The 23,903-nt window shown below is 39.9% G+C and carries 16 protein-coding genes and 2 pseudogenes; 6 read left to right on the forward strand and 12 right to left on the reverse strand.

The window, feature by feature from the left end:
• A pseudogene (locus J7R13_RS07675) lies at window positions 1–298 on the reverse strand (DUF3792 domain-containing protein); the annotation flags it as partial.
• A gap of 426 nt (window positions 299–724) precedes the next feature.
• Here J7R13_RS07675 and pyrF point away from each other — a divergent pair.
• Both pyrF and hisS read left to right on the forward strand, forming a co-directional pair.
• Entirely contained in the window at window positions 725–1,570 is an 846-nt protein-coding gene (gene pyrF, locus J7R13_RS07680; protein ID WP_208438166.1) for an orotidine-5'-phosphate decarboxylase, read from the forward strand.
• A gap of 519 nt (window positions 1,571–2,089) precedes the next feature.
• Window positions 2,090–3,598, forward strand: a complete 1,509-nt coding sequence (gene hisS, locus J7R13_RS07685; protein ID WP_004861149.1) for a histidine--tRNA ligase — start codon at window positions 2,090–2,092, stop codon at window positions 3,596–3,598.
• A 370-nt stretch (window positions 3,599–3,968) separates the two neighbouring features.
• Here the strand turns inward: hisS and J7R13_RS07690 are convergent, their stop codons facing one another.
• Entirely contained in the window at window positions 3,969–4,493 is a 525-nt protein-coding gene (locus tag J7R13_RS07690) for a peroxiredoxin (RefSeq protein WP_208438167.1), read from the reverse strand.
• 194 nt (window positions 4,494–4,687) lie between these two features.
• On the opposite strand from J7R13_RS07690, the gene J7R13_RS07695 reads away from it, so the two are divergent.
• The gene (locus J7R13_RS07695; protein ID WP_208438168.1) at window positions 4,688–6,316 is read left to right on the forward strand and encodes an alpha-D-glucose phosphate-specific phosphoglucomutase; all 1,629 of its coding nucleotides are present in this window, start codon (window positions 4,688–4,690) and stop codon (window positions 6,314–6,316) included.
• 418 nt (window positions 6,317–6,734) lie between these two features.
• Here J7R13_RS07695 and fumC read toward each other — a convergent pair whose 3' ends face one another.
• A complete protein-coding gene (gene fumC, locus J7R13_RS07700; protein WP_208438169.1) occupies window positions 6,735–8,123 on the reverse strand; it encodes a class II fumarate hydratase in 1,389 nt (462 codons plus the stop codon).
• A 227-nt stretch (window positions 8,124–8,350) separates the two neighbouring features.
• On the opposite strand from fumC, the gene groES reads away from it, so the two are divergent.
• Window positions 8,351–8,647, forward strand: coding sequence for a co-chaperone GroES (gene groES / locus J7R13_RS07705; RefSeq protein ID WP_004857291.1), 297 nt, complete (start codon window positions 8,351–8,353; stop codon window positions 8,645–8,647).
• 76 nt (window positions 8,648–8,723) lie between these two features.
• A complete protein-coding gene (groL, locus tag J7R13_RS07710) occupies window positions 8,724–10,367 on the forward strand; it encodes a chaperonin GroEL (RefSeq protein ID WP_208432831.1) in 1,644 nt (547 codons plus the stop codon).
• 645 nt (window positions 10,368–11,012) lie between these two features.
• Here the strand turns inward: groL and J7R13_RS07715 are convergent.
• Both J7R13_RS07715 and J7R13_RS07720 read right to left on the reverse strand, forming a co-directional pair.
• Window positions 11,013–11,415 (reverse strand): annotated as a pseudogene (locus J7R13_RS07715) (helix-turn-helix domain-containing protein).
• Between the two features lie 271 nt (window positions 11,416–11,686).
• Entirely contained in the window at window positions 11,687–12,088 is a 402-nt protein-coding gene (locus J7R13_RS07720) for a helix-turn-helix domain-containing protein (protein ID WP_208438171.1), read from the reverse strand.
• Between the two features lie 745 nt (window positions 12,089–12,833).
• Between J7R13_RS07720 and J7R13_RS07725 the strand changes: the two genes are divergently transcribed.
• Window positions 12,834–13,169, forward strand: coding sequence for a zinc ribbon domain-containing protein YjdM (locus tag J7R13_RS07725; RefSeq protein ID WP_208438172.1), 336 nt, complete (start codon window positions 12,834–12,836; stop codon window positions 13,167–13,169).
• A gap of 89 nt (window positions 13,170–13,258) precedes the next feature.
• Here the strand turns inward: J7R13_RS07725 and J7R13_RS07730 are convergent, their stop codons facing one another.
• The 7 genes from J7R13_RS07730 to J7R13_RS07760 form a co-directional block, all read right to left on the reverse strand.
• On the reverse strand, window positions 13,259–13,837 hold the full coding sequence (locus J7R13_RS07730) for a NifU family protein (RefSeq protein WP_208438173.1): 579 nt from the start codon (window positions 13,835–13,837) through the stop codon (window positions 13,259–13,261).
• 54 nt (window positions 13,838–13,891) lie between these two features.
• A complete protein-coding gene (locus tag J7R13_RS07735) occupies window positions 13,892–14,383 on the reverse strand; it encodes a universal stress protein (protein WP_208438174.1) in 492 nt (163 codons plus the stop codon).
• A gap of 55 nt (window positions 14,384–14,438) precedes the next feature.
• Window positions 14,439–15,509: a tryptophan--tRNA ligase gene (gene trpS, locus J7R13_RS07740; RefSeq protein ID WP_208438175.1), complete on the reverse strand. Its 1,071-nt coding sequence runs from the start codon at window positions 15,507–15,509 to the stop codon at window positions 14,439–14,441.
• 77 nt (window positions 15,510–15,586) lie between these two features.
• On the reverse strand, window positions 15,587–17,158 hold the full coding sequence (murJ, locus tag J7R13_RS07745; RefSeq protein WP_208438176.1) for a murein biosynthesis integral membrane protein MurJ: 1,572 nt from the start codon (window positions 17,156–17,158) through the stop codon (window positions 15,587–15,589).
• A gap of 672 nt (window positions 17,159–17,830) precedes the next feature.
• Window positions 17,831–19,783 (reverse strand): BID domain-containing T4SS effector, encoded by a 1,953-nt coding sequence (locus J7R13_RS07750; protein WP_208438177.1) that lies wholly within the window; start codon window positions 19,781–19,783, stop codon window positions 17,831–17,833.
• A 258-nt stretch (window positions 19,784–20,041) separates the two neighbouring features.
• Complete coding sequence (locus J7R13_RS07755; protein ID WP_208438178.1) at window positions 20,042–21,904, reverse strand: BID domain-containing T4SS effector; 1,863 nt, start codon at window positions 21,902–21,904, stop codon at window positions 20,042–20,044.
• 164 nt (window positions 21,905–22,068) lie between these two features.
• Window positions 22,069–23,862, reverse strand: coding sequence for a BID domain-containing T4SS effector (locus J7R13_RS07760; RefSeq protein WP_208438179.1), 1,794 nt, complete (start codon window positions 23,860–23,862; stop codon window positions 22,069–22,071).
• Between the last annotated feature and the right edge of the window lie 41 nt (window positions 23,863–23,903).

Raw genomic sequence — 23,903 nt, forward strand, 5'->3', positions numbered from 1 at the left:
AACGCCCAGCAACAAAACCTCCCAAAGCAAGGCTTATCAGCATAACGATAAGAGAACCAATGCCAAAGGAGAGAAAAGAACCTTCCAATGGGGTTGAGGAGGTGAAATCCATTTGGCTTAAGCCTAACGCTGCAACTAGAAAAGAGAGGCAGATAGATGTGGCGAAAGCTGTTACCAGTCCAGCAAAGATTGCTGACCATGAAATGGGTGTGTAGAAAAAGGGATATTCTTTCTCTAGGGATGTTTCCCCTAGAAAATGAGTATCGAATGGTGTGTCTTCAGGAATGCGGGTTTCCATGTGTTTATCTCCTTGAATAATGCTGGAGATACAATGCTTCCTGAACCATTATGTTCCAAAATGGATAAATGTGCGCCAAAAATGGAGGGGAAATACCCAAAACAAATGCTGATAATCATGCGCTGATTATCATACCAAAACGATGATAAAATGTCTTCTTAAAAAACTTTAGTCTCGTGCTAGTTGATTGAGAAAGTGTGTTTTATGAGAGATAAATACTCTCAAAGAAAATAAAGCAAGCAGAAGGGATATCTTTATACCAAAAGGTCGTATTTATGAAATTCTGTTGGGCGTTTTGTTCTTGCCTCACGGTGAAATTTGAAAATATTTTTTTCTTCATTAAAAATATGCTACCGGTCATTTTTATAAGTAAATTCCTCTTCATTTGTATCAGAAATTTAAAGAAAAACGAGGTTAGGGTGTAAAATGTTTTGTTCAAATTTTTTTAAAAATCGGGAAATATATGGTCCGCTTTGTATTGGTTTTGACCCTAGCCATAAGGTTTTGCAATCATGGAATTTAAGCTTGGATTATAAAGGACTCAAAGAGTTTTGTGATATCCTCTTAACAGCGGTTGTGGGTAATGTGGGTGTTATAAAGCCGCAAGTCGCATTTTTTGAATTGTATGGTGTGGAAGGACTTCAAGTTCTCAAAGAACTCATTGAAAATGCACAGGAACAAGGTTTATTGGTTCTTGTTGATGCAAAAAGGGGGGATATTGGTTCTACTGTTGAAGCCTATGGTCAAGCTTGGCTTGGTTCAGGCAGCGCGTTTAAAGCGGATGCTATAACCGTGAATGCTTTTCTTGGCTTTGATGCTCTCATTCCTATGATAAAAATTGCAGAAGAAACAGGAACAGCGGTTTTTGTGGTTGTTGAATCTTCTAATCCAGAGGGCAAGCAAATTCGAAATGCCCGTATTGGTGATCAGACACTTTCTGTTCATTTGGCACAGCGTATTTGTGACTATAATAGCCAGTTTTTAGGACAAAATTATTCTGTTGGTCCTATTGGTGCGGTTATTGGAGCAACATTGGGAAGTGAATCAAAAGAGGCAATCGAGCAGTTAAAAAACAGCTTGTTTCTTGTTCCTGGTATTGGTGCTCAAGGGGGAACAATACCGCAACTGACAAACCAGTTTCCGCAAAGTTTGTGGCGGAATATTATTCCTGCCATTTCAAGGTCGATTACGGATGCTGGTCCCAATATTGTTGATTTAAAAACATGTATCAATAACTTCGCACAGCAAGCTAAAAGCACTCTCCTGTCTTGAGATGTATATGTGATAAGTCTGGAAAGTACTTATAGGGGTGTTTTTGTTTATCTAGAATAAACGGTTGCTTTTTATGTCTCTAAAGAAGCAGGCATGCGTTTGATTTTGGGATAGGGATACAGCGCGAAAAAATATTTGGAGGAAGAAAGGGCTGATGGAGGAGAATGCAGAGATCGTGGGAAGAGGGGAAAATTGCTTAAAGGAATGAGCCAAAGGGGGAAAAGGACGTATGAGGCTGGGATATGGAGACTGTTTGGGTGAGGGGTGCAGTATTTTTCATGAGCAAATAGAAGAATATTCGGAGTAGAGTTTACATTTTGATTCTGGTATTGAAAGTGCCAGTGTTTTCATAGCGGATACTCTTAAGCGGAGGGGTATCATCTTTGTAAAACAAACGCTTATGCATGCTGTGTTGGTGAATGTTGCTTGAAGGTTTAGGGTGATAAAGGCATTGCAGCGTTTGTTTCTATAAGATAAGAACAGGACAATTGTAAATACAAATTGTTGTTAGAGAATCATATGTCATCAAAACAAGAAAAAACCAAAGCTCGTTTACCTCGTGGTTTTGTTGATCGTACAAGCGCACAATTGTATGCAACTGAGACCATGATAACTCAGATCCGGGAAGTTTATGAACTTTACGGTTTTGAAGCGCTTGAAACACCGATTTTTGAATATACGGATGTGTTGGGTAAGTTTTTACCTGATTCAGATCGCCCAAATGCGGGGGTTTTTTCGCTACAAGATGATGATGAGCAATGGATGTCTTTGCGTTATGATCTTACCGCTCCTCTTGCTCGTTATTTTGCGGAGAATTTTGAAACTTTGCCAAAGCCTTATCGGAGCTATCGTCTAGGCTTTGTTTTCCGCAATGAAAAGCCCGGACCGGGGCGGTTTCGGCAATTTATGCAGTTTGATGCTGATATTGTTGGAACACCAACTGTTGCTGCGGATGCAGAAATTTGCATGATGGCAGCCGATAGTTTGGAAAAATTAGGCATTGAGCACCATGACTATGCTATTCGTCTTAATAACAGAAAGATTCTGGAGAGTGTTTTAGAATTGATTGGTTTGGGGGGAAGTGAACAAACTGAAAGGCGCCTCACTGTTCTTCGAGCAATTGATAAACTTGACAAATTTGGTTTTGAGGGTGTGCGTTTGCTCTTGAGCAAGGGGCGTTTGGATGAAAGTGGTGATTTTACAAAAGGGGCAGAGCTTAAGGACAAGGATATTGATTGTATTCTTGCTTTGCTTAGGGCACAGGCTGAAACAGCAGAGGAAACACTTGAAGCTCTTAGAAAAGTTGTTGATCAGAGTGCTCAAGGACTTGAAGGAGTTCGTGAGCTTGAGGAAATGCAAGCAATTTTTGCTGCGAATGGGTATCAGAATCGTATCAAAATTGATCCTTCTGTAGTGCGTGGATTAGAGTATTATACGGGACCTGTTTTTGAGGCTGCGTTGCTCTTTGATGTTCTCAATGATGATGGACAAAAAGTTGTCTTTGGGTCTGTTGGTGGAGGTGGACGCTATGATGGGTTGATTGCACGTTTTCGTGGTGAAAATATTCCGGCAACGGGTTTTTCAATTGGTATCTCACGCTTGATAGCCGCTTTGCAAAATCTTGGAAAATTGCCTGTGAAAGAAAATACCGGACCTGTGGTAGTGCTGATGATGGATAAAGAGCCGGAAGCTGTTGCTGGTTATCAAAAAATGGTGATGCAGTTGCGTGGTGCTGGAATTCGTGCTGAACTTTATTTGGGTGCATCGGGGATGAAAGCGCAGATGAAATATGCTGATCGGCGCCAAGCCCCTTGTGTGGTGATACAAGGTTCACAAGAGCGTGAGAGCGGAAAAATACAGATCAAAGATTTGCTTGAGGGTGCGCGTTTGTCGCATGAAATTAAGGATAATCAAACATGGCGTGAAAGCCGACCAGCGCAAGTAACCGTTGATGAAGGGCAATTGGTTAAAACGGTACAGGATATTTTGGCAACACAAAACGCACAAAAGTTTTCATGCTTTAAATAGAGGTCTTATACTCTTAGAACAAACAATCTTAAAAAATAAAAGTTTAGGGGTGGTGATACTCAAATCGCATCAGAATTGATCCTTCTGCGATGTGCGGATGAGAGCACTACACGGGACCTGTGTTTGAGGCTGCGTTGCTCTTTGCTGTTCATCAATAATGATGGATAAAAAGTTGTTCTTTGGTTTTTTGTGGTGGTGGGAGCTATGATAGAGTAGGTGTATGTTTTCGTGGTGAAAATATTCAGTCTGTAAGTTGTTTGTGGTTTTTTCAATTAAAAATTTATAAAATACAAACGACACAAACTCCTTTTTGTGAAAGAATTTGTGTCGTGAGGTTTGTGTTATTTAAACGCGTGAATTTATTTTGAAATTAGCCTTGCAGGGTTTTTAAAACGTTTTGTGGTGAAGATACTTCATAAGGATCTGTTGTGCAATTGTCAGAAAAACCTTCTTCTTCAAACCATTGTTCAATAACGCCGTCATTAATAACAGCAGCATAACGCCATGAGCGCATTCCAAAACCGATATTGTCTTTAGAAACTAGCATGCCCATTTTGCGTGTGAATTCGCCTGAGCCATCGGGGATTAATTTCACATTTTTGATGTCTTGAGTTTTTCCCCAAGCGTTCATGACAAAAGCATCATTGACGGAAAGGCAATAAATTTCATCAATGCCAATTTTTTTAAATTCATCATAGAGTTTTTCAAAATCAGGTAGCTGAAAGGTTGAGCAAGTGGGCGTAAAAGCTCCAGGAAGAGAAAAAAGAATAACCCGTTTGCCTTTAAAGTACGCATCACTGTTAACCTCTTGCCACCGATAAGGATTGTTGCCACTCACTGATTCATCACGCACACGTGTGTGGAAGGTTACATTGGGAACTTTTTTTCTCGTCATAATAATACTCCTGTATTTTTCTATGAGGATTGCGTTTTAAAGCGTATTTAAGAGTGCATTTTAAACCGCTCAATGTTGCGTTAAGTGTGCAAGTATTTCATTGTGTCGTCAAGTAGAATTAATGGCAGAATTAATGGTCGACTTTGATAGATGTTCATTCTAAAATCGAGCAGAATAACTATGAAGGCGTGTTTATGAGCATAACCACAGTTTTGACTATGGCTTTTAATGATCAAAAACTAGGGACATCTGGTTTGCGCAAAAAAGTATCGGTTTTTCAACAGCCTCATTATGTTGAAAATTTTATCCAAGCCATTTTTAATAGCATTGGGCCTATGGAAGGGAAATTGTTAATTCTTGGTGGTGATGGGCGCACTTTCAACCTTACCCTGCTTCAGATTGTATTGAAAATGGCAGCGGCTCATGGTGTTGCTTGTGTAAAAGTTGGAAGAGGGGGTATTCTTTCCACGCCTGCTGTTTCACATCTTATTCGCAAATATCATGCCCATGGTGGGATTATTCTCTCAGCAAGTCACAATCCTGGTGGTTTAGAAGGGGATTGTGGCATCAAATACAATATTTCGCATGGTGGTCCTGCTCCTGATTCTTTGTGTGAAGCTATTTTTGCAGCGTCACAACATCTTGCTTTTTATAAAATTTTTGAAGCTCCAGACGTTGATTTAGACAGAGAAGGAACGACCTTTATCGGGTCTATGCGGGTGGAAATACTTGATCCGGTAGCTGATTATGTTGCTTTGATGCAGGAGATTTTTGACTTTGATTGTATTGCTCGAGCAGTAGAAAGAGGTTTAACCTTACGCTTTGATGCAATGCATGCCGTCACAGGGCCTTATGCGCGCGAAATTTTTGAGAAATGTTTAGGGTTTTCGGAAGGAACGGTGGTCAATGGTATTCCTTTGCCAGATTTTGGAGGAGGGCATCCAGATCCCAATTTGGTTTATGCTAAGGCTCTTTATGATTTGTTAATGTCTGATCAAGCCCCTGACCTTGGCGCGGCATCTGATGGTGATGGAGATCGTAATCTCATTATTGGTCGTAGGCAATTTGTCACGCCTTCTGATTCTTTGGCACTTATGGTTGAGCATGCACATCTGATTAAAGGTTATCGCCAAGGCATTGTGGGGATTGCCCGATCTATGCCAACAGCGCGTGCTGTTGATCTGGTTGCTGAAAAAAAAGGATTGAATTGTTTTGAGACGCCAACAGGGTGGAAGTTTTTTGCGTCACTTTTGGATGCGGGGAAAGTGACTTTTTGTGGTGAAGAAAGCTTTGGAACTGGCTCTCATCATATCCGTGAAAAAGATGGTTTATGGGCTGTGTTATTTTGGCTCAATCTTTTAGCGGTGACAGGGAAATCTGTCGCACAAATTGTTCAACAACATTGGTGCACTTATGGGCGTTTTTACACTTTGCGCCATGATTATGACGGTGTGGAGAGTGATAAAGCAGAAGCGATTATAGAACGATTACGTGCACATTTGCCACAAGTGGGAACAGAAATTGCTGGATTAGAGGTCGAAAAAGCAGACGATTTTACTTATCATGATCCCATTGATCAGAGTGTTAGCACAAAGCAAGGTATCCGTGTTTTTTTCAAGAACGGTGCACGATTAGTGATACGCTTATCGGGAACAGGGACGGTGGGAGCTACTTTACGGCTTTATTTTGAGCAATACGAAGGAAATCCACACAAACACAATCAAGATCCGCAAAAAGTCCTCCGACCTTTGCAACAAGCGGCACTTCAATTGTTAAATATGCAACAAGAATTTGGTCGTGAACATCCCGATGTTATCACATGAGAGCGCTGTATTGTGTTGTATAAATATGGGTAGCCACCATCATTCTCTTTATCAGCTCAAAATGTTGTGACTGCTCTTGATTGAGGTGGTTAGAGGCATTTTTACTCCCGTAGTGGAAGGTTCTGCGTTCATTTTCTGAAAAGCTTGCTTTATTCAAGCTCGAATACGGTTCTGATTTTGAAAGCCAAATGCCATTGGTAACAGGAATTGGATTGCAAGTGCTCTGACGTTCTTACAGAAAGATCTGGTTTAAGGAGCTCTCCATCCTTTTGCTTCTTGTGGGGTGATCATCTTTGAGAGACAATTATAACCTAATATAATTGTCTCTCAAAGCACCTAACTTTAAAATTATCGGATAAGTTTATGGTCCAATAGTTTTACATGAAGGTTTATTTTAAGGAGAATTGTCTCTCGTGGTTTATTGTGGGGCGATCATCTTTTTTGGATCAACTAGACGGTCATAATCCTCTCCAGAAACGCCTGCTTTTAGTGCTTCAGTGCGCAAAGTTGTATCATTTTTATGCGCGGCTTTGGCAATTTCAGCAGCTTTTTCATAGCCAATTTCTGGGGCAAGGGCTGTCACGAGCATCAAAGAGCGTTCCATGAGAGAGTGAATATGAACGCGATTGGCGCGTAATCCTTGTATGCAATGCAAATCAAAAGAGCGCATGCAATCACCAAGAAGTGTAATCGATTGTAACACATTATAGCCAATAACAGGTTTATAAACGTTTAGTTCAAAATGTCCTTGGCTTGCGGCAAATGTGACACTGGTATGATTGCCAAAGACTTGGCAGGCAACCATCGTCATTGCTTCGCACTGTGTGGGATTAACCTTGCCTGGCATGATAGAAGATCCTGGTTCATTTTCGGGTAAGCTTAATTCACCCAAGCCTGAGCGGGGACCTGAGCCTAAGAATCGGATATCGTTGGCAATTTTAAACAAATCAGCAGCTAGAGCATTCAGGCTTCCATGGAAATGTGCAAGGGCTCCATGGTGGGCAAGGGCTTCAAATTTATTGCTGGCGGTTTTAAAGGTTATCCCTGTAAGGGTGCTTATTGTTTGAGCAAAAGCAACATCAAAACCTTTTGGTGCATTGAGCCCTGTTCCAACAGCTGTACCTCCTTGAGCAAGTGTCTGAACGTCGGCAAGAGCTGTTTCAATGCGCTGAAGATTGGCTTCTAGTGCGGCGCGATAGCCTGAAAATTCTTGCGCTAAAGTTAAGGGTGTTGCATCTTGGGTATGGGTGCGTCCGATTTTGATAATATCGGCAAATTCTTCTTCTTTTTTTCTTAAAGTGGTAATAAGGGCTTCAAGAATAGGAAATAAGTGTTGGCGCGTTTGTAGTGTGGTTGCAATATGAAGTGCGGTGGGAAAAGAATCGTTTGATGATTGGCTCATATTCACGTGATCATTTGGGTGAACGGGCGCTTTGCTGCCAAGTTTCCCTCCCAAGAGCAGGCTGGCATGGTTAGCGATGACTTCATTGACGTTCATATTGCTTTGCGTGCCGGAACCCGTTTGCCAGACAGAAAGGGGAAAATGCGTATCGAATGTTCCTGCAAGTACCTCATCAGCAGCAGTAATGATTGCTTTCCCGATGTTTTGCGGAAGCTTCCCTTTTTCCATATTCACAAGAGCTGCTGCCTTTTTGATAAGGCTTAAGGCATAGATGATGGTGAGAGGTTGTTTTTCACTGCCAATATTAAAATTATGCAGAGAACGTTCAGTTTGTGCACCCCAATAACGGTCTTGACGTACCGAAATTGTTCCAAAGCTATCCGTTTCCTGACGTGTTTCAACCATGATAAGATCCTTTATGTTCACAGGTATAATAAAAAGCTAGATAACGCAAAAGTGAAAAAAGAGGCAAGACTCTTAAGACCTCTTAAAGTAAATTATTTTAACAGTTGATCCTTGACATTGAAGAGTGGCGATTTTATATTCGGGTTGATACTAGCACTCATGATTTAAGAGTGCTAACAAACCCTTTAAGATTAATTCAGTTATACTAAGTTTTAAGGATTTAAAACATGGCTAACATACAATTCCGCCCACTTCACGATCGTGTCGTTGTCCGTCGGGTTGAATCTGAAAATAAGACTGCTGGTGGGATTATCATCCCTGATACAGCAAAGGAAAAACCTCAAGAAGGTGAAGTTATTGCTGTTGGCAATGGCGCTCTCGATGACAACGGAAAGCGTGTGCCTTTAGAAGTTAAAACAGGAGATCGTATCTTGTTTGGAAAATGGTCTGGAACCGAAGTTAAAATTAATGGCGAAGACCTCCTTATTATGAAAGAATCTGACATTATGGGAATTTTGGGCTAATTTAGTCTCTCAATACTTCCATTTTGTATTATTTGGTATTTTGTACTTCATTAAGACAACTCCAAGGAGAAATTAAATGGCTGCTAAAGAAGTCAAATTTGGCCGTGAAGCGCGTGAGCGTTTATTGCGCGGTGTTGATATCCTTGCTAACGCTGTAAAGGTGACGCTGGGCCCTAAAGGTCGCAATGTGGTTATCGATAAATCATTTGGTGCGCCTCGCATCACAAAAGATGGTGTATCCGTTGCAAAGGAAATTGAACTGGAAGATAAGTTCGAAAATATGGGTGCGCAAATGTTGCGCGAAGTTGCTTCCAAAACCAATGATATTGCTGGTGATGGTACAACAACTGCAACTGTTTTGGGGCAGGCTATTGTGCAAGAAGGCGTAAAAGCCGTTGCTGCGGGCATGAACCCAATGGATCTTAAACGCGGGATTGATGCTGCTGTTGAAGAAGTGGTAGCAACTCTCTTCAAAAAAGCAAAAAAAATCCAAACTTCAGCAGAAATCGCTCAAGTGGGAACAATTTCTGCTAATGGAGCTGCAGAAATCGGTAAAATGATCGCGGATGCCATGGAAAAAGTTGGCAATGAAGGCGTTATTACCGTGGAAGAAGCTAAAACTGCTGAAACGGAATTGGAAGTCGTGGAAGGAATGCAGTTTGATCGTGGATATCTTTCCCCTTACTTTGTCACCAATGCTGAGAAAATGGTGGCAGATCTTGATGATCCTTACATTCTTATTCACGAAAAGAAATTGTCTAATCTACAATCTCTTCTTCCTGTGCTTGAAGCTGTTGTTCAGTCTGGTAAACCACTTCTCATTATCGCTGAGGATGTGGAAGGTGAAGCTTTGGCAACGCTTGTTGTCAACAAGCTGCGTGGTGGTTTGAAAATCGCTGCTGTGAAAGCTCCAGGCTTTGGTGACCGTCGTAAAGCAATGCTTGAAGATATTGCAATTTTGACATCGGGTCAGGTTATTTCCGAAGATGTGGGCATTAAGCTTGAAAATGTCACTTTGGATATGCTTGGACGTGCTAAGAAAGTCAATATTTCTAAAGAAAATACGACGATTATTGATGGTTCTGGACAAAAAGCTGAGATTAGTGCTCGCGTCAATCAGATTAAAGCACAGATCGAAGAAACAACTTCTGACTATGATCGTGAGAAATTGCAAGAAAGACTTGCTAAACTCGCTGGTGGTGTTGCTGTTATCCGCGTTGGTGGTGCAACAGAAGTTGAAGTAAAAGAAAAGAAAGACCGTGTTGATGATGCTTTGAACGCAACACGTGCTGCTGTGGAAGAAGGTATTGTTGCTGGTGGTGGTACTGCATTGTTGCGTGCTGCAAATGCACTGACTGTTAAAGGTAGCAACCCTGACCAAGAAGCTGGTATTAATATCGTTCGCCGTGCTCTACAAGCACCAGCGCGCCAAATTGCAAGCAATGCTGGTGAAGAAGCAGCGATTATTGTTGGCAAAGTGCTTGAAAACAATGCAGACACTTATGGTTACAATACTGCAACCGGTGAGTTTGGCGATTTGATTGCTTTGGGAATTGTTGATCCTGTGAAGGTTGTGCGTTCTGCTCTCCAGAATGCTGCATCAATTGCTAGCCTTCTTATTACAACAGAAGCAATGGTTGCTGAAGTTCCAAAGAAAGATACTCCAATGCCACCAATGCCTGGCGGTGGAATGGGCGGAATGGGCGGAATGGATTTCTAAGCCCTTTATAAAGGTAAAAAGAAACGGGCCCAATGGGCCCGTTTTTTTTGTTTTTTTCTCTTTTTTGACAGCTGCTGGAAAAGAAGCCTTGAATCAGGAAAGTTCCGGCGGGGTATAGATTATTAATGCACAAAATAAAGCAGTTCTACTCAGACTTGTTGATACGCACGTTTTTGTTGGAAAACAAGGTTGCTCTGTCTTATCGTTGGTGTCAGAAGATTTTGCTCTTTCACCATGCTTTTTTCTTTTATGCAATGAAGTATTTTTATCCTGTTGTGCCGTAAAATACTGTCGTTTATGGTGGCGATATAAGGTAAATTTTACCCATGTGATATTTTTTGTTCAAGAGCGTGGTGAATATTCAGGGCAGGGCTTGTCCGTAGAATCTTATAAAATGAAATGCATGAGTGAGAAGGCAAGGAGAACCGGCCTTAAGAGAAGCCCGATGAGTTACAGACCGTTTGGCAGGAATCATCGTCCTTTAGGGTAGGGGGGGGAAGTTAAAACAGATACCCAAGTATTTATAACAGGCGTATTTAAGTGCACATGGTTGAAAATAAAAACTGTTCACATGCGTAAGAGGCTGGGCTTTTAAAAAATATCCACGAATGCTACTGAACAGAGAATGTAGATCTCTCCATAATATTAAAAGTTTTCATTTTGATCAGCGATGAGTTGTAAAATTGCTTTTTGTTTTACAGATGTTAAAACTCTAAATCTTTTTAAAAGCAGATATTCTTCTTTGCTCGATATTAGCTCATCATGTTGGTATGGGGTTTCTTGTTTTGTTAAGACATCATTGTAAAAAAAGGTAAGTGGAACGCTCAGGATATCGGCAATATCTTTCAGGCGTCCAGCAGCAACACGATTTAAGCCTGTTTCATATTTTTGAACTTGTTGGTAGCTTACACTTAAAGCATGCGCTAATTCTTTTTGAGACATTTTTAGCATTTTTCGCCTAAAACGAATTCTCTTGCCTACAAAAACGTCGTTGAGAGTTTTGGTTTGCACTTTGGAGCTCCCCCGCCGGTTGCGAGCGCCCTCGCATGAGTATTCCGGGAGTCTGAAAACACTGAGCTCTAGTCAGCATTTTGCTTTTAGTGCTGAGAGCACCTGGACATAGCAAAATCTCCCGGAATTCCGGGATACCCACAGAGTGGGTTTATTTTTACGCTAGAGCTTAGGGTTTTCAGTTCCCTCTTGGTCGTTGCGTATGCGACCAAAACATCTTTTAAACTATAAAGTAATTTCAGGGGATTTACAATAAAAATGAAAACAGCGTTTTTTACTGAACAGAGAGTGTAGATCTCTCCATAATGTTAAAAGTTTTCATTTTGATCAGCGATGAGTTGTAAAATTGCTCTTTGTTTTACAGATGTTAAAACTCTAAATCTTTTTAAAAGCAGATATTCCTCTCTGCTCGATATTAGCTCATCATGTTGGTATGGGGTTTCTTGTTTTGTTAAGACATCAGTGTAAAAAAAGGTAAGTGGAACGCTCAGGATATCGGCAATATCTTTCAGGCGCCCCGCACTTACACGATTTAAGCCTGTTTCATATTTTTGAACTTGTTGGTAGCTTACACTTAAAGCATGCGCTAATTCTTTTTGAGACATTTTTAGCATTTTTCGCCTAAAACGAATTCTCTTGCCTACAAAAATGTCGTTGAGAGTTTTGGTTTGCACTTTGGAGCCCCCCGCCGGTTGCGAGCGCCCTCGCATTGGTATTCCGGGAGTCAAAAGTACTGAGCTCTAGTCAGTTTTTTGCTTTTAGTGCTGAGAGCACCTGGACATAGCAAAATCTCCCGGAATCCCGGGACACCCACAGAGTGGGTTCATTTTTACGCTAGAGCTTAGGGCTTTTGAACCCTTTTGGTCGTTGCGTATACGACCAAAACATCTTTTAAACTATAAAGTAATTTCAGGGGATTTACAATAAAAATGAAAACAGTGTTTTTTTCATGAGAGACACTGCGTTTCTTATCAAATAAAAATGGTGAGAAAAGCGGTGGCATTTTTGCGCATGGGTCTTGTTTAGTCCCCAACCGGGTGCGAGCGCTCTCGCATTGGTATTCCGGGAGTCTAAAACACTGAACCCAAATCAGCCTTTTGCTTTTAGTGCTGAGAGTACCTGGACATAGCAAAATCTCCCGGAATTTTTAGGATACCTATAGTATGGGCTTGTTTATAATGGGTTAATCTTCGTATTCGGATTTTAGGGCTTTCGTAAGGAGTTTTTTCTATACCTCAATCTCACTTGTGACCTGCAAGGGTAATGCGTGTGCGTGTACCGGTTAGCATCTTCATAAACGTAAAAGATGATGGTGCCCAATGGGATTTTTGGTATCACAGGGGCAGGGATGAGAGAGGAAAAAGTCAGATGTTTTTTGTGAGACAATAGACAATGTGTACGTATTGCTCTATGACCGCTTAAAAGAATGAATTTTTGAACAAAAGAGGAAAATGTATGAGCCAATATCCTAAATGTCCTCACTGTGGTGGTCTTTATACTTATGAAGAAGGTGAAAATTTTGTGTGTCCTGAATGCGCACATGAATGGCCACAAAAGAGTGAAGATGCTTTTCCTTCCGACATTATTTATGATGCCAATGGTCAGGTTTTGACCAACGGGGATAGCGTTATGGTGGTGAAAGACCTTAAAGTAAAAGGTGCTGCATCCGTTCTCAAAAGTGGGACTAAGGTGAAAAATATTCGCCTTGTGGATGGAGATCATAATATTGACTGTAAAATCCCTGGGATTGGTCAGATTGGATTAAAGTCAGAATTCGTTAAGAAAATTTAGTTGGTATATAGTTTGTAGCGCGCTTTCTTGTTTGGCGAAATGCATTTGCATGCGCCTGAGATTACTTCTCAAGAAGAGTTTTTCATTTTTTATTGTGGCATAGCTTCAACACCTAAAACTTCTGGAATAAAATGCCGTAAAAGATTTTCAATGCCATGTTTTAGCGTTGCGGTTGAAGAGGGGCATCCAGCGCAAGCTCCTCGCATATTGAGATAAACAATACCGTTTTCAAATCCGCGAAAAGTGATATCTCCACCATCATTGGCAACGGCTGGGCGAACACGCGTTTCGAGGAGTTCTTTAATTGTTAAGACGATATCAGCATCTTTTTCATCATAAAACTCTTCGTTAAGGGCGTGGGTTTGCGCTTGTGTCGTCGCGTTGGTGGTGATAACTGGGTCATTGGACAAAAAGTGTTCCATAATTGTGCCTAAAATGACCGGTTTAAGATGTTGCCATTCTCCCTCTTTTTTGCTTACGGTGATAAAATCATAGCCCAAAAAGACACCGTTGACATTTGGAATATTAAACAGTTTAGCAGCTAAAGGCGAATTTTTAGCGGCTTCTTCGCGATCGCGAAATTCTAACACGCCCTCGGAAAGGACCACACGCCCAGGCAGAAATTTCAGTGTTGCAGGGTTTGGTGTGGTTTCAGTTTGAATAAACATACATTTTTCTCTATAGTTAGGGATGAAAATAGTCATTGAATATAGAATATGTATCTAGGCAATAGATTCAATATCTTCATCCGCAAGATTGCTCGGAATGACGGTGACAGGGATTGAAAAAGCTGTTCCCCGATTACCGATGAGTTGGATAAGCGGTCCTGGACCTTCTGTATGCTCACTGGCTGCTAAAACAATAAGTGAGATTTCTTTATCTTCGTCGATCAGTTTGGAAATTTCATCAATTTTCTCACCTTCACGTATAACAATTTCTGTTTCAAGGTCATGTGTGGTGCGTACATCATTAGCAATTTCTCCCAACACTTTATGAGCACTTTGCGTTGATTCTGTACGCATAATGTTGTTTACACCTAGAAAATGTTGAAATTCTACGCTGTCAACAACACAGAGCAATACTAATGTTCTGTTGGTATTTTTGGCATGTTGTACAGCAAAAGCAACGGCACGCCGACACTCTGGTGTTTCATCGATAATCACTAAAATTTTTCGCTTATGCTCTGCTTTCGGATTTTTTCGCTTAAAAACCATGCGCTTCCTCCTCCTTTTTAGTTTTTTTGCTCTTTACGGTTAGAGTCTTATTGTCTCATGCCTTGTGCAAAAACCCAACGATTTCACGAATTTTTTTCATATTTTTTTCTGCTAGAGCTCTGGCACGTTGTGCACCATCGTGCAAAACAGAGTCAATATAAGCACTTTCTTGATGCAGTCGACGTAGTTCCCCTGTTATGGGTGCAAGCTTATAGACGGCAAGGTCAGCTAAGGCTGTTTTGAAAAGCGAAAATTGTTTTCCAGAAAACTCTAAAAGAGCCTTTTCTTTACTTACTTCTGCAAAAGCCGCATAAATACCAAGCAGATTGTCAATCTCTGGTCGTCCTTCTAAAGCTTCCAATGTGTTGGGGAGAGGAGCAGAATCGGTTTTTGCTTTGCGTATTTTTTTTGCAATAAGATCAGCATCATCGGTCAAATTAATGCGTGAAAAGTCTGAAGGATCTGATTTTGACATTTTTTTTGTACCATCGCGCAAGGACATTACACGCATGGCTGTTTTTCCTATCAGTGCTTCTGGCATTGGGAAAAAGCCTTGTCTTTTTTCCTCATTCATTTGCATTGAAATATCAAAATTTAAATCTGCAATGCGGTCAGCATAATCGTTATTGAATTTTTGCGCAATATCGCGCGTGAGTTCAACATGCTGTTTTTGATCTTCACCCACCGGAACGTGCGTGGCACGGTAGAGTAAAATATCGGCTGCCATAAGACTTGGATAAGCGAAAAGTCCTAGGGACGCTTTTTCACGATCTTTTCCTGCTTTATCTTTAAATTGTGTCATGCGTTGGAGCCAGCCGATACGGGCGATACAATTTAAAATCCATGCAAGTTCGGCATGTTGAAAAACCTGAGACTGGTTGAAAATAATGTGTTTTTGAGGATCAATTCCAGCAGCTAAAAAAGCGGCTGTGGCTGCTCTGGTTGATGCACTTAAAGTTTGTGGATCTGGGTTCACTGTAAGTGCATGCATATCGACAACGCAATAGAGACAATTATAAGATGTTTGCAGCTCAACCCAATGCTTTATGGCTCCAAGATAATTGCCAAGATGTAAGTTACCACTCGGTTGTACGCCGGAAAAGACAAGCGGTGTAAAGGTGCCCATAGAAAAGTTCTTTCTTAAGTCAGGTTGTTTATTTTGTGTTTTGTGTCAAAGCGTTTTTATGAAAGCAAGATAAAATATTAGAGGTGTTTTTTGAAATTTTTGAGGGTGCGGAAAAAGGAGCGCGTGTCAAGTAAAAAATAAGCACTGAGATATACCAAGAATATGACAAGCATTATCCCTGCCAAGGTGCTGGCACGCAAGAAAAACGGTGCGTGTGAGGATAAGGGAAAAGACAAAAAGCCAAGCACATTAAGCAGATAATGAAGGGTTACCATGCTTAAAACGGTGACGAGTATCAAACATGTAACGCGTTTTAGCAGTTGTGCATCGTATTTCCAATAGCTGCGTTTGATGAGAATGCCACAAAGCAACAGTGTGTTGACCCATCCAGAGGTAATTTCGGCAATGACAATGCCTCGTGCTGACAAAGAAGGAAATAATGTTAAGGCAAGACCAATATTGATGAAAACGCAAATGCCGGTGAAAATCATAGGTGTTTTTGTATCTTCATGGGCAAAAAAATTAGGAATAAGCACCTTGATCAGGACAAAGGCTGGAAGTCCTAGCCCGTAAAGTTCAAGTAACTGTGCAACATGGTGTGTTGACTGACTGGTAAATTGTCCACGCTCAAAAAGCAAACTGACAATGGGGGTGGAGAGTAGTAGAAAAGCAATGGATGCGGGTAGGGTTAACAACAGAGTTAATTCAATAGAGCGATTTTGCAAATCGTGCGTTTCTTTGTGCTGTTTGCTGCGTAGAGCCCTTGTTAATTCTGGTAAAAGAACCGTTGCAACGGCAATTGCTATTACGCCTAGGGGCAATTGGTAGAGACGATCGGCATACATCAAAGAAGACACGGCACCCGATTGGCTAGAAGCAATGTTGGTATTGATGAGCAAATTGATTTGGGTAATGCCTCCCGTGATGGCAGCAGGGAACGCTAAAGTGAGAAGCTTGCGAACATTGGGGCTAAAATGGGGACGACGGAGGAAAATTTTCATGCCACTTTGACGCAAAGCAACCGCGATCAAGGTGAGTTGAAGGATTCCCGCTGCTAAGACACCCCAAGAAAGATTTAAGCCGATATGCCAAGCGTCAAGCTGATAGATCCAAGCATAGGCAAGTACGCCAATAAGAATAATATTCAAAAAGAGGGGAGCTATGGCTGCAATAAAATAGCGTCGCAAGGCATTTAACATTCCTCCCATCATTGCTGCTAAAGACATGCATGTTAAATAGGGAAACATGATTGCGGTAAAATGAACCGTGGCGTTAAATTTTGTGGCATCCTCTGTAAAGCCTGGAGCAATAACCGTTCGTACTAAAAAAGGCATACTTAATTCCATGGCAATGGTTAAAAGTAACAGCAGCGAAAAGAGAATGCCAAAGACTTCTTCTGCGAATTTGCACGCGGTTTCTTGACCATCTTCGGTAATTTGTTTTGAAAAAAGGGGAATAAAAGCTGCATTAAAGGCGCCTTCAGCAAAAAAACGGCGGAATGTGTTGGGAAAACGAAAAGCCGCATTGAACGCATCGGAAACAGGACCAGTCCCTAACGCTGCTGCCATCAGCATTTCGCGTACAAAGCCAAAAATACGGCTCATCAAGGTTCCGGAAGCAACAGTGGCAAACTTTTTAATCAAGGTCATAAAGATACATCAGGTTTGTCGTGAAGGAGAAGTGATTAACGAAAACTCTTTTAGAACATAAAAATCTGACCACTATGTTAATAAAATAACACACTTTTCAAGCGTTTTATGACTGCGTTTGTCTCTCTGTCAACAAGAGTGTATGAAAAGTTTTGGATTTTGCTCGTTTCTCCTAAATCACAGCTTTTATTGCTTCCATAAAAAATAGCTTTGCTCATGATCTCAGTATGGGGAGCAAATGGTGGCAGATAGTGTTTATGTTTGCACTCCCTTGCGTCTTTGGGGATGTTACACGCATAATATTTGTTTTCTTCTTTACAGTTTGTTGCTGTAGATTACTGGTTTGCATAGCAAAATATAGCTGATTATTAAATGTCTTTTTTTTCGTACATCAACTTAAAAAAATAGAAATTCAACTTTGTAGAGTGTTTATAATGGTTAAACAGTCTGTCTACATTTGATATGCTACGATCTAGAATGTTTAAAACTGCGAAGAGTGCCTCCATATGTGCATGAACATACTGCCTAGTTTCGGTCTATATTGCTTTCATATTCTTTTTGAAGATACATTTTCCATACTTCTACGAACCTACATCCACCGATCTGCTCTTTTTAAAGAGAAGATTGATGGAAGAGAGATATTTAAAGGAGGTGATCCAATTTGAGAAAAAGTTAAAAGGATAAACTTCTCTGTGTAGGCTTTACTTGTAAGGACTTGTTTTTATACAGTCCAATATTACGCTCTTCCTTTTTTTCTTGATCGTATTTTTCTTTCATTGTTAATCCTTCCATTTTAGAAGGTCTTCTTTTTCTGCCCAATGAAGGTCCATATGTTCTAGATGTTGTTCCCTTCTCGATTTTGAGATAAGGGAAAGACTGCTCATAAAGATTTCTTGTTTCTTCTACAGGTTGTTTTTCATTGGCTTCTAAAAGAACTTTAGACCTACGAGCCTTTTGAATATCATTGGCTATCTTTTTTGTTTGTGTGAAGATTTTTGCAATTCGTTCTGCTTGATTTATTGATACGTCAAGACTCTCAGCAAGCTCTGTATAATTTTTGTTCTTTATAGCTTCATGATCGTTTGGTAATAGGCATTTCTTAAATTTTTGCAAATAGTTACATACTTGGATTTCCAGTTCAGGAGAGGCTGATAAAACTTCTTTCTGTTGTTCTTTTGATAGAGAAAATAACTCCTGTATTTGTTTACTCGGCATTCCTACGGGCTCGGAAAAGCGCGTTTTTTCGGTAAAATGGCTTTTTATTATATCTCTTTCTAAGCTTATTACAGAATTTACATAAAGACAAACGTCAAACTCCAAGCAACAAATCTTCTGTTCAGCACGTACACGTGCTCTATTTTTTAAGCCACATATTTCAAAGCCAGCAAGCTTAGAAAAAGACCTTAGAGATCCAGAAATTTGTTCTAAAAATTCGTTTCTCATACTAGGAGTTGCCTCAATTCCTCTAAGCTTTTTTTCTAAAATATGCGATTTGCCATAAACAGTTTTACACAACTGTCTGATCTCTTGTTTACGTTCTTGTAACGATGGGTCATTTTGAATCCTATTAACAATTTCCTTTTGCGAGAGAGGTGCTAATGTTTTCTCTGGTATAAGAACGTCCTGTGATTTTTGAGGCAAGGGTGCTGTAAAAGAGAAGGGATCACCTATTTTTAATTTTTTCAGTTGTTTTGGTGAAAGATCTTTTTTACTTCCTAAGACGAGAGTCCCATTAACATCTATCATGAAGACTTCTTGTCCATTGCCCTGATAGGTGCCGTGATACGTAAGACCTTCTTGTGCTACAACAACAGAACCATAATTGTCTAGATTCAGACCAAGCTTTTTCATTTCTTGGGTGAATTCCTTTAAAATAAGCACTTTTTTTGGATTTGAGATATCCTCAAGCAAATGACACATCGGTTCTATATTGCCGTTGTTTATTGCTTCAGCATAGGCAGAGTTCTCGCGTTCTCCTCTCACAAGAGAAAAATCTAACTCATGTCCTGCTGCTTGTCCGATTCTTTCAGCAAAAAATTGTATAACGGGTATATTGCCTGCTCTAAAAGGGTATGTATAGTGTAGATCCGTCATTATTTTAGCTGTATGCTCAACGAATTCTTTGCGCGTTAGACCTTGTAAATTATTCGTTTTCACGAGTTTTTCATTTATTTCATTGAGTTTTTGCTGCATTTCTTTTTTGGCAGCAAAAGGTCTTTTCAATCCCTCCTCTTGTAAGTAGGGTGTACAGGCACGAGAGCCATCTGCGAATGTAAAGACTTCGTGACGCATTCGACCGGCCCATTCAAACGTATTTTTAAAGAAACTGTGATGAATATGTGCTAAATAGGTGGAATCAAAATGTTTTGGTAAAGGTTCTTGGCGCAACTCTTTTTTTGCTTTTTCTATATCAAGGGCATATTGCTTTTTTAATTTCTGTGTTTCTTTAATACCATGAAGATTTTTTAATACTTTCTCCTTTTTGTGAAAGAAAAAGAAATTGTTAGATAAATACCACAAGTCCCTAACTGCTTCTGTAGTGCTTTGTGCGCTGACTGCTTGATGGATTGCTGTTTTTTCTTCTTCTCTAGGAGATACAGAATAACCGCCTTGTTGTTTTTTCATGGATATTTCCTTTCAAGCTTCTTCAATATCAATATTTATCTTTAAAAGCTTTTTTTGGTGTATACTTCGTCTTTACTTTATAGCTTTTTTTCTAAAGGCGAAAGCTCATTTTCACTGTACAATTCATCAATGCGTTAAGTGAAATAATGGAGACGTTTCGTCTAACACTTTCCACAATACCACACACCACTCCATGGTACAGTTCACAAAAATGACCGTGCCATGGAGACAGATTAAAAGCAAAAGTCTAAAGTACGCTCATATTGCCATAGATTTTTGACGATTCTGTGGGATCTTTTCTTCTACTGTCTGGTTCCGTTTGACAAATTTTACAACGTTTTCTGCGTTCACTTGTGTTGTGCTGATTTCAACAGATTTCTCACCATCACTTGAGCTTACAGATTGTTGTACATTCCGTTCCTTCTCTTTACGCATTTCACAATGTTGCTGTCGAATAACACCGCAGATCTCTTTTGTTTGTCTAAAGGTTTCTGCAATTTTTTGTGCTTGACTTACTGGTATGCCAAGACTCTCAGCAAGTTTTATATGATTTTCTTCATTTATAGCTTCATGCTCGCTTGGTGATAAACGTTCATTGAGTTTTCGGAAATAAACCTGTAGCTGCGTTTCTAGCTCAGGAGAGCTTGATAAAATAATTCCCTCCCGTTTTTTGTTGGAGGAGAAAAAGAACTCTTTTATCTTTTGACTAGGCATTTCTACAGGCTTAGCACAGCGTTTTTGTTCGGCAGAATGAGACTCTAAAGTATCTTTTTCTACTTGTTTCACAGCATGTATATATTGGAAAACGGCTTGACCGAGGGGCAAACAATTGTCTTTAGCATGTTGGCGTGCACTATTTTTAAGACCACATACACCAACACCGCGAAGCTTATGAATAGATTGAGGAGATTGTTCAATAAGTTGCGCAAGTCTTTCTCCCTTCTCAACATCTTCATGCGTTATCGGAATTTTAAACTCTGGAAGTTTGTTTTGCAAAGCATGCTTATTACCATAAACAGTTTCACATAAAGTTTTGATGTTTTCCATGCTCCTTTTGACTAATGCGTTTTCGTAAACCCTTTGAGAAAGTTCCTCGTTGGTAAGATCTGGAACGGTTTCTTTTGGTATAAGCACTTTTTGCACTTCTTGAGGGAAAGGCGCTGTGAAAGAGAAGCGATCACCAATTTGCAATGTTTTCACTTGCTCTGGTGCGAGATGTTTTTTATGTCCTACAACGAAAGTTCCATTAACATCTATCATGAAACCTTCTTGTCCACAGCCCCTATAAGTACCATGATAAGTATGACCCTCTCGTACTACGACAGTAGCACGACAATTTTTTTCATCAATTCCAATCTTTTTCATGTTGTCGACGAATTCACGTAAAATGAGCATTTTGTCTGGATTAGAGATATCTTCAAGGAGATGCTTTATGGGGTCTAGATTGTCGTTGTTCACTGCCTCATAACGGATAAGTTTCTTGCGTTCTCTTGATACAAGAGAATAATCTAGAGTATAGCCTGCTTTTTGTCCAAGTTTTTCAGCGAAAAGTTGTATTACGTGTCTATTGCCTTCTCTGAAAGGATTTAAAGAGTATAAATGCAACATTACTTGAGATGTATGTTCAATGAACTCTTCGCGTGTTAAATTTTGCCAATCACCTTTTTCAAGGAGCATTTCATCTAATTTTTGGAGTCCTCGTTGTATTTCTTCGCCAGCAGCAAAAGGTTTTGTAAAGTGCTTTTTTTTCAGCGATGGCATAGAAGCAACACTACCATTTGGAAATTTAAAGCGTTCATCGCGTGTACGGCCGGCCCATGCAAACGTCTTGGAAAATATTTGCTGGTGAATGCTTTTTAGATAGGAGGAATCTATTGTTTCTGGCAAGGGGGCTGCACGCAGTTTCGCCATCATTTCTTTTGTATCACGAGAATATACTTCAGCAAATGTTTTTTGATTGGTAATAAGATATTTATTTTTATATACTTTAGTCCTAGGGTAGTAAAAATGCTTCGATTCTGTTTTCAGCCTTTTACTGGCTTCTGGATCAAGACTCTGGTGATGCTCTTGCAATTCTATTTGTGTGGTGTATGTGGGGTTTTGCGTCTTCTCTTTTGTCATCGATATTTCCTTTTAAGCCTGCTCAATTTTGTCAATGAGTTATGTCAAGTGAAAGGGGATGTGTTGTTCAATATTTTCTCTGATGTTACACATCGCTCTGTGGTGCAATTCATGGAAATGATTGCACCACGAGAACAGATTAAAAGCCAAGGCTTACAATACGATCATAATTTCATAGACTTTGCATGATGCCGTTGACCTTGCTCTTCTGGCACTTTTTTGTGCCTGATAAATTCTAGAACTTTCTTTTCTTGAGTTGGTGTTGCGCCTATTTGGTCCAGTTTTTCCTTATTGCTTTGTGTTATAGGTTGACGTAAACCACGTTCCATATGCTGCCGCATTTCAAAATTCTGCTGTCGGGTAGCAGCGCAGATTTCTTTTGTTTTTCTAAAGATTTCTGCAATTTTTTCTGCTTGATTTACTGATGTTCCAAGATTCTTAGCAAGTTTTGTATAATCTCTTTCCTTTATAGCTTCATGCTCGATTGGAGATAAACGTTCATTGAGTTTTTGGAAATAAGCTTGTACCTCTAATCCTAGTCTAGGAGAGGTTGACAAAGCCGCTTGCTGTTGTTCTTTTGGCAGAGAAAATAGCTTTTTTATTTGTGGACTAGGCATTTTAACCGACTTTTCATAGCATTTGTTTTCTATAGAATAGGACTGTAGAGCATGCTCTTTTGCGTGTTCTAGAACCTTTATATACTCGAGAATAGCGTGACCGAGGGTCAAAATAGTATCTTCAGCACATATACGTGCGTTATTTTTTATGCCACATATTTTAAAACCAGCAAGTTTAGAAAAAGACGTTGGATTGTTAGAAATTTGCAATGCAACTTGATATCCCCTAGCAAAATTTTTGTTAATTTCATTGATCTTTTCCTGTAAAATACGCGATCTGCCATAAACAGTTTTGCATAAAGCTTCGATATGTTTTTTATGTTCTTGAACCCATCGATTTTCTTGAATCCTCTTAACAAGTTCCTCTTTCGAGAGAGATGTTAATACTTTCTCTGGTATAAGAATTTGTTGTAATTTTTCGGATACGGGTGCTGTAAAAGAGAAGGAATCTCCAATTTTTAATGTTTGCATTTGTTCTGGTGAGAGATCTTTTTTATCTCCTAAAATGAAAGTTCCACAAACGTCCATCATGAAGCCACGGGGTCCACTGCCCCTATAGGTACCATGATACGTAAGACCTTCGTGTGCCACAACAGCAGGACGATAATTGTCTTCATTGAGACCAAGTCGTCTCATTTCCTGGTTGAATTCCTTTAGAAGAAGCATTTTTTTGTGATTGGAGATATCTTCAAGCAAATTCTTTATTGGTTCTGGATTGCTATTGTCTATCGCTTCAACACTGGCAAATATCTTGCGTTTATTTGATACAAGAGAAAAATCTAGAGGGTGTCCTGCCGCTTCTCCAAGTTTTTCAAAAAAAACTTGTATTGTACGTTTATTGCCTTCCCTGAAAGGATGCGTACGCAGCAAGTTTATCATCAGTCCTGCCGCATGTTGAACAAACTCTTCGCGGGATAAGTTTTTTAAGTAATTGCTATCGGCGAGTGTTTGATCTAAACTTCTTAACCTTTTTTCTACTTGATCACTGGAGGCAAAAGGACTTTGAAATTCCTTTCTTTTTATAAGAGGTGTAAAGGCAATGCTCCCATCTGCGAATTGAAAAGGTTGTCCGCGTGTCTTTCCCGCCCATTCAAACGTTTCGGAAAACAAGGTTTTATGAATCTTTTTTAAATAAGAGGAATCAATTTTCTTGGGTAAAGGTTCTGCACGCAGCTTTGCCATTGCTTGTTTTACATCTTCAGAACATTTTTGCTGCAAGGCATGATTGTCTCTGATGTTATATTTATTCTTGAGTACTGTGTCATTGTCGTAAAAAAAACTTTGCGATGCTGAGTCTTGTGTTTCCTGTTTTTTTACATCAACTATTTGTTTTTTTTTCATGGATATTTCCTTTTAAGCCTTCTGAATATCAATTCATCTTT

It is taken from the genome of Bartonella taylorii 8TBB (genome assembly GCF_902825155.1).
GTDB classification, from domain to species: domain Bacteria; phylum Pseudomonadota; class Alphaproteobacteria; order Rhizobiales; family Rhizobiaceae; genus Bartonella; species Bartonella taylorii_A.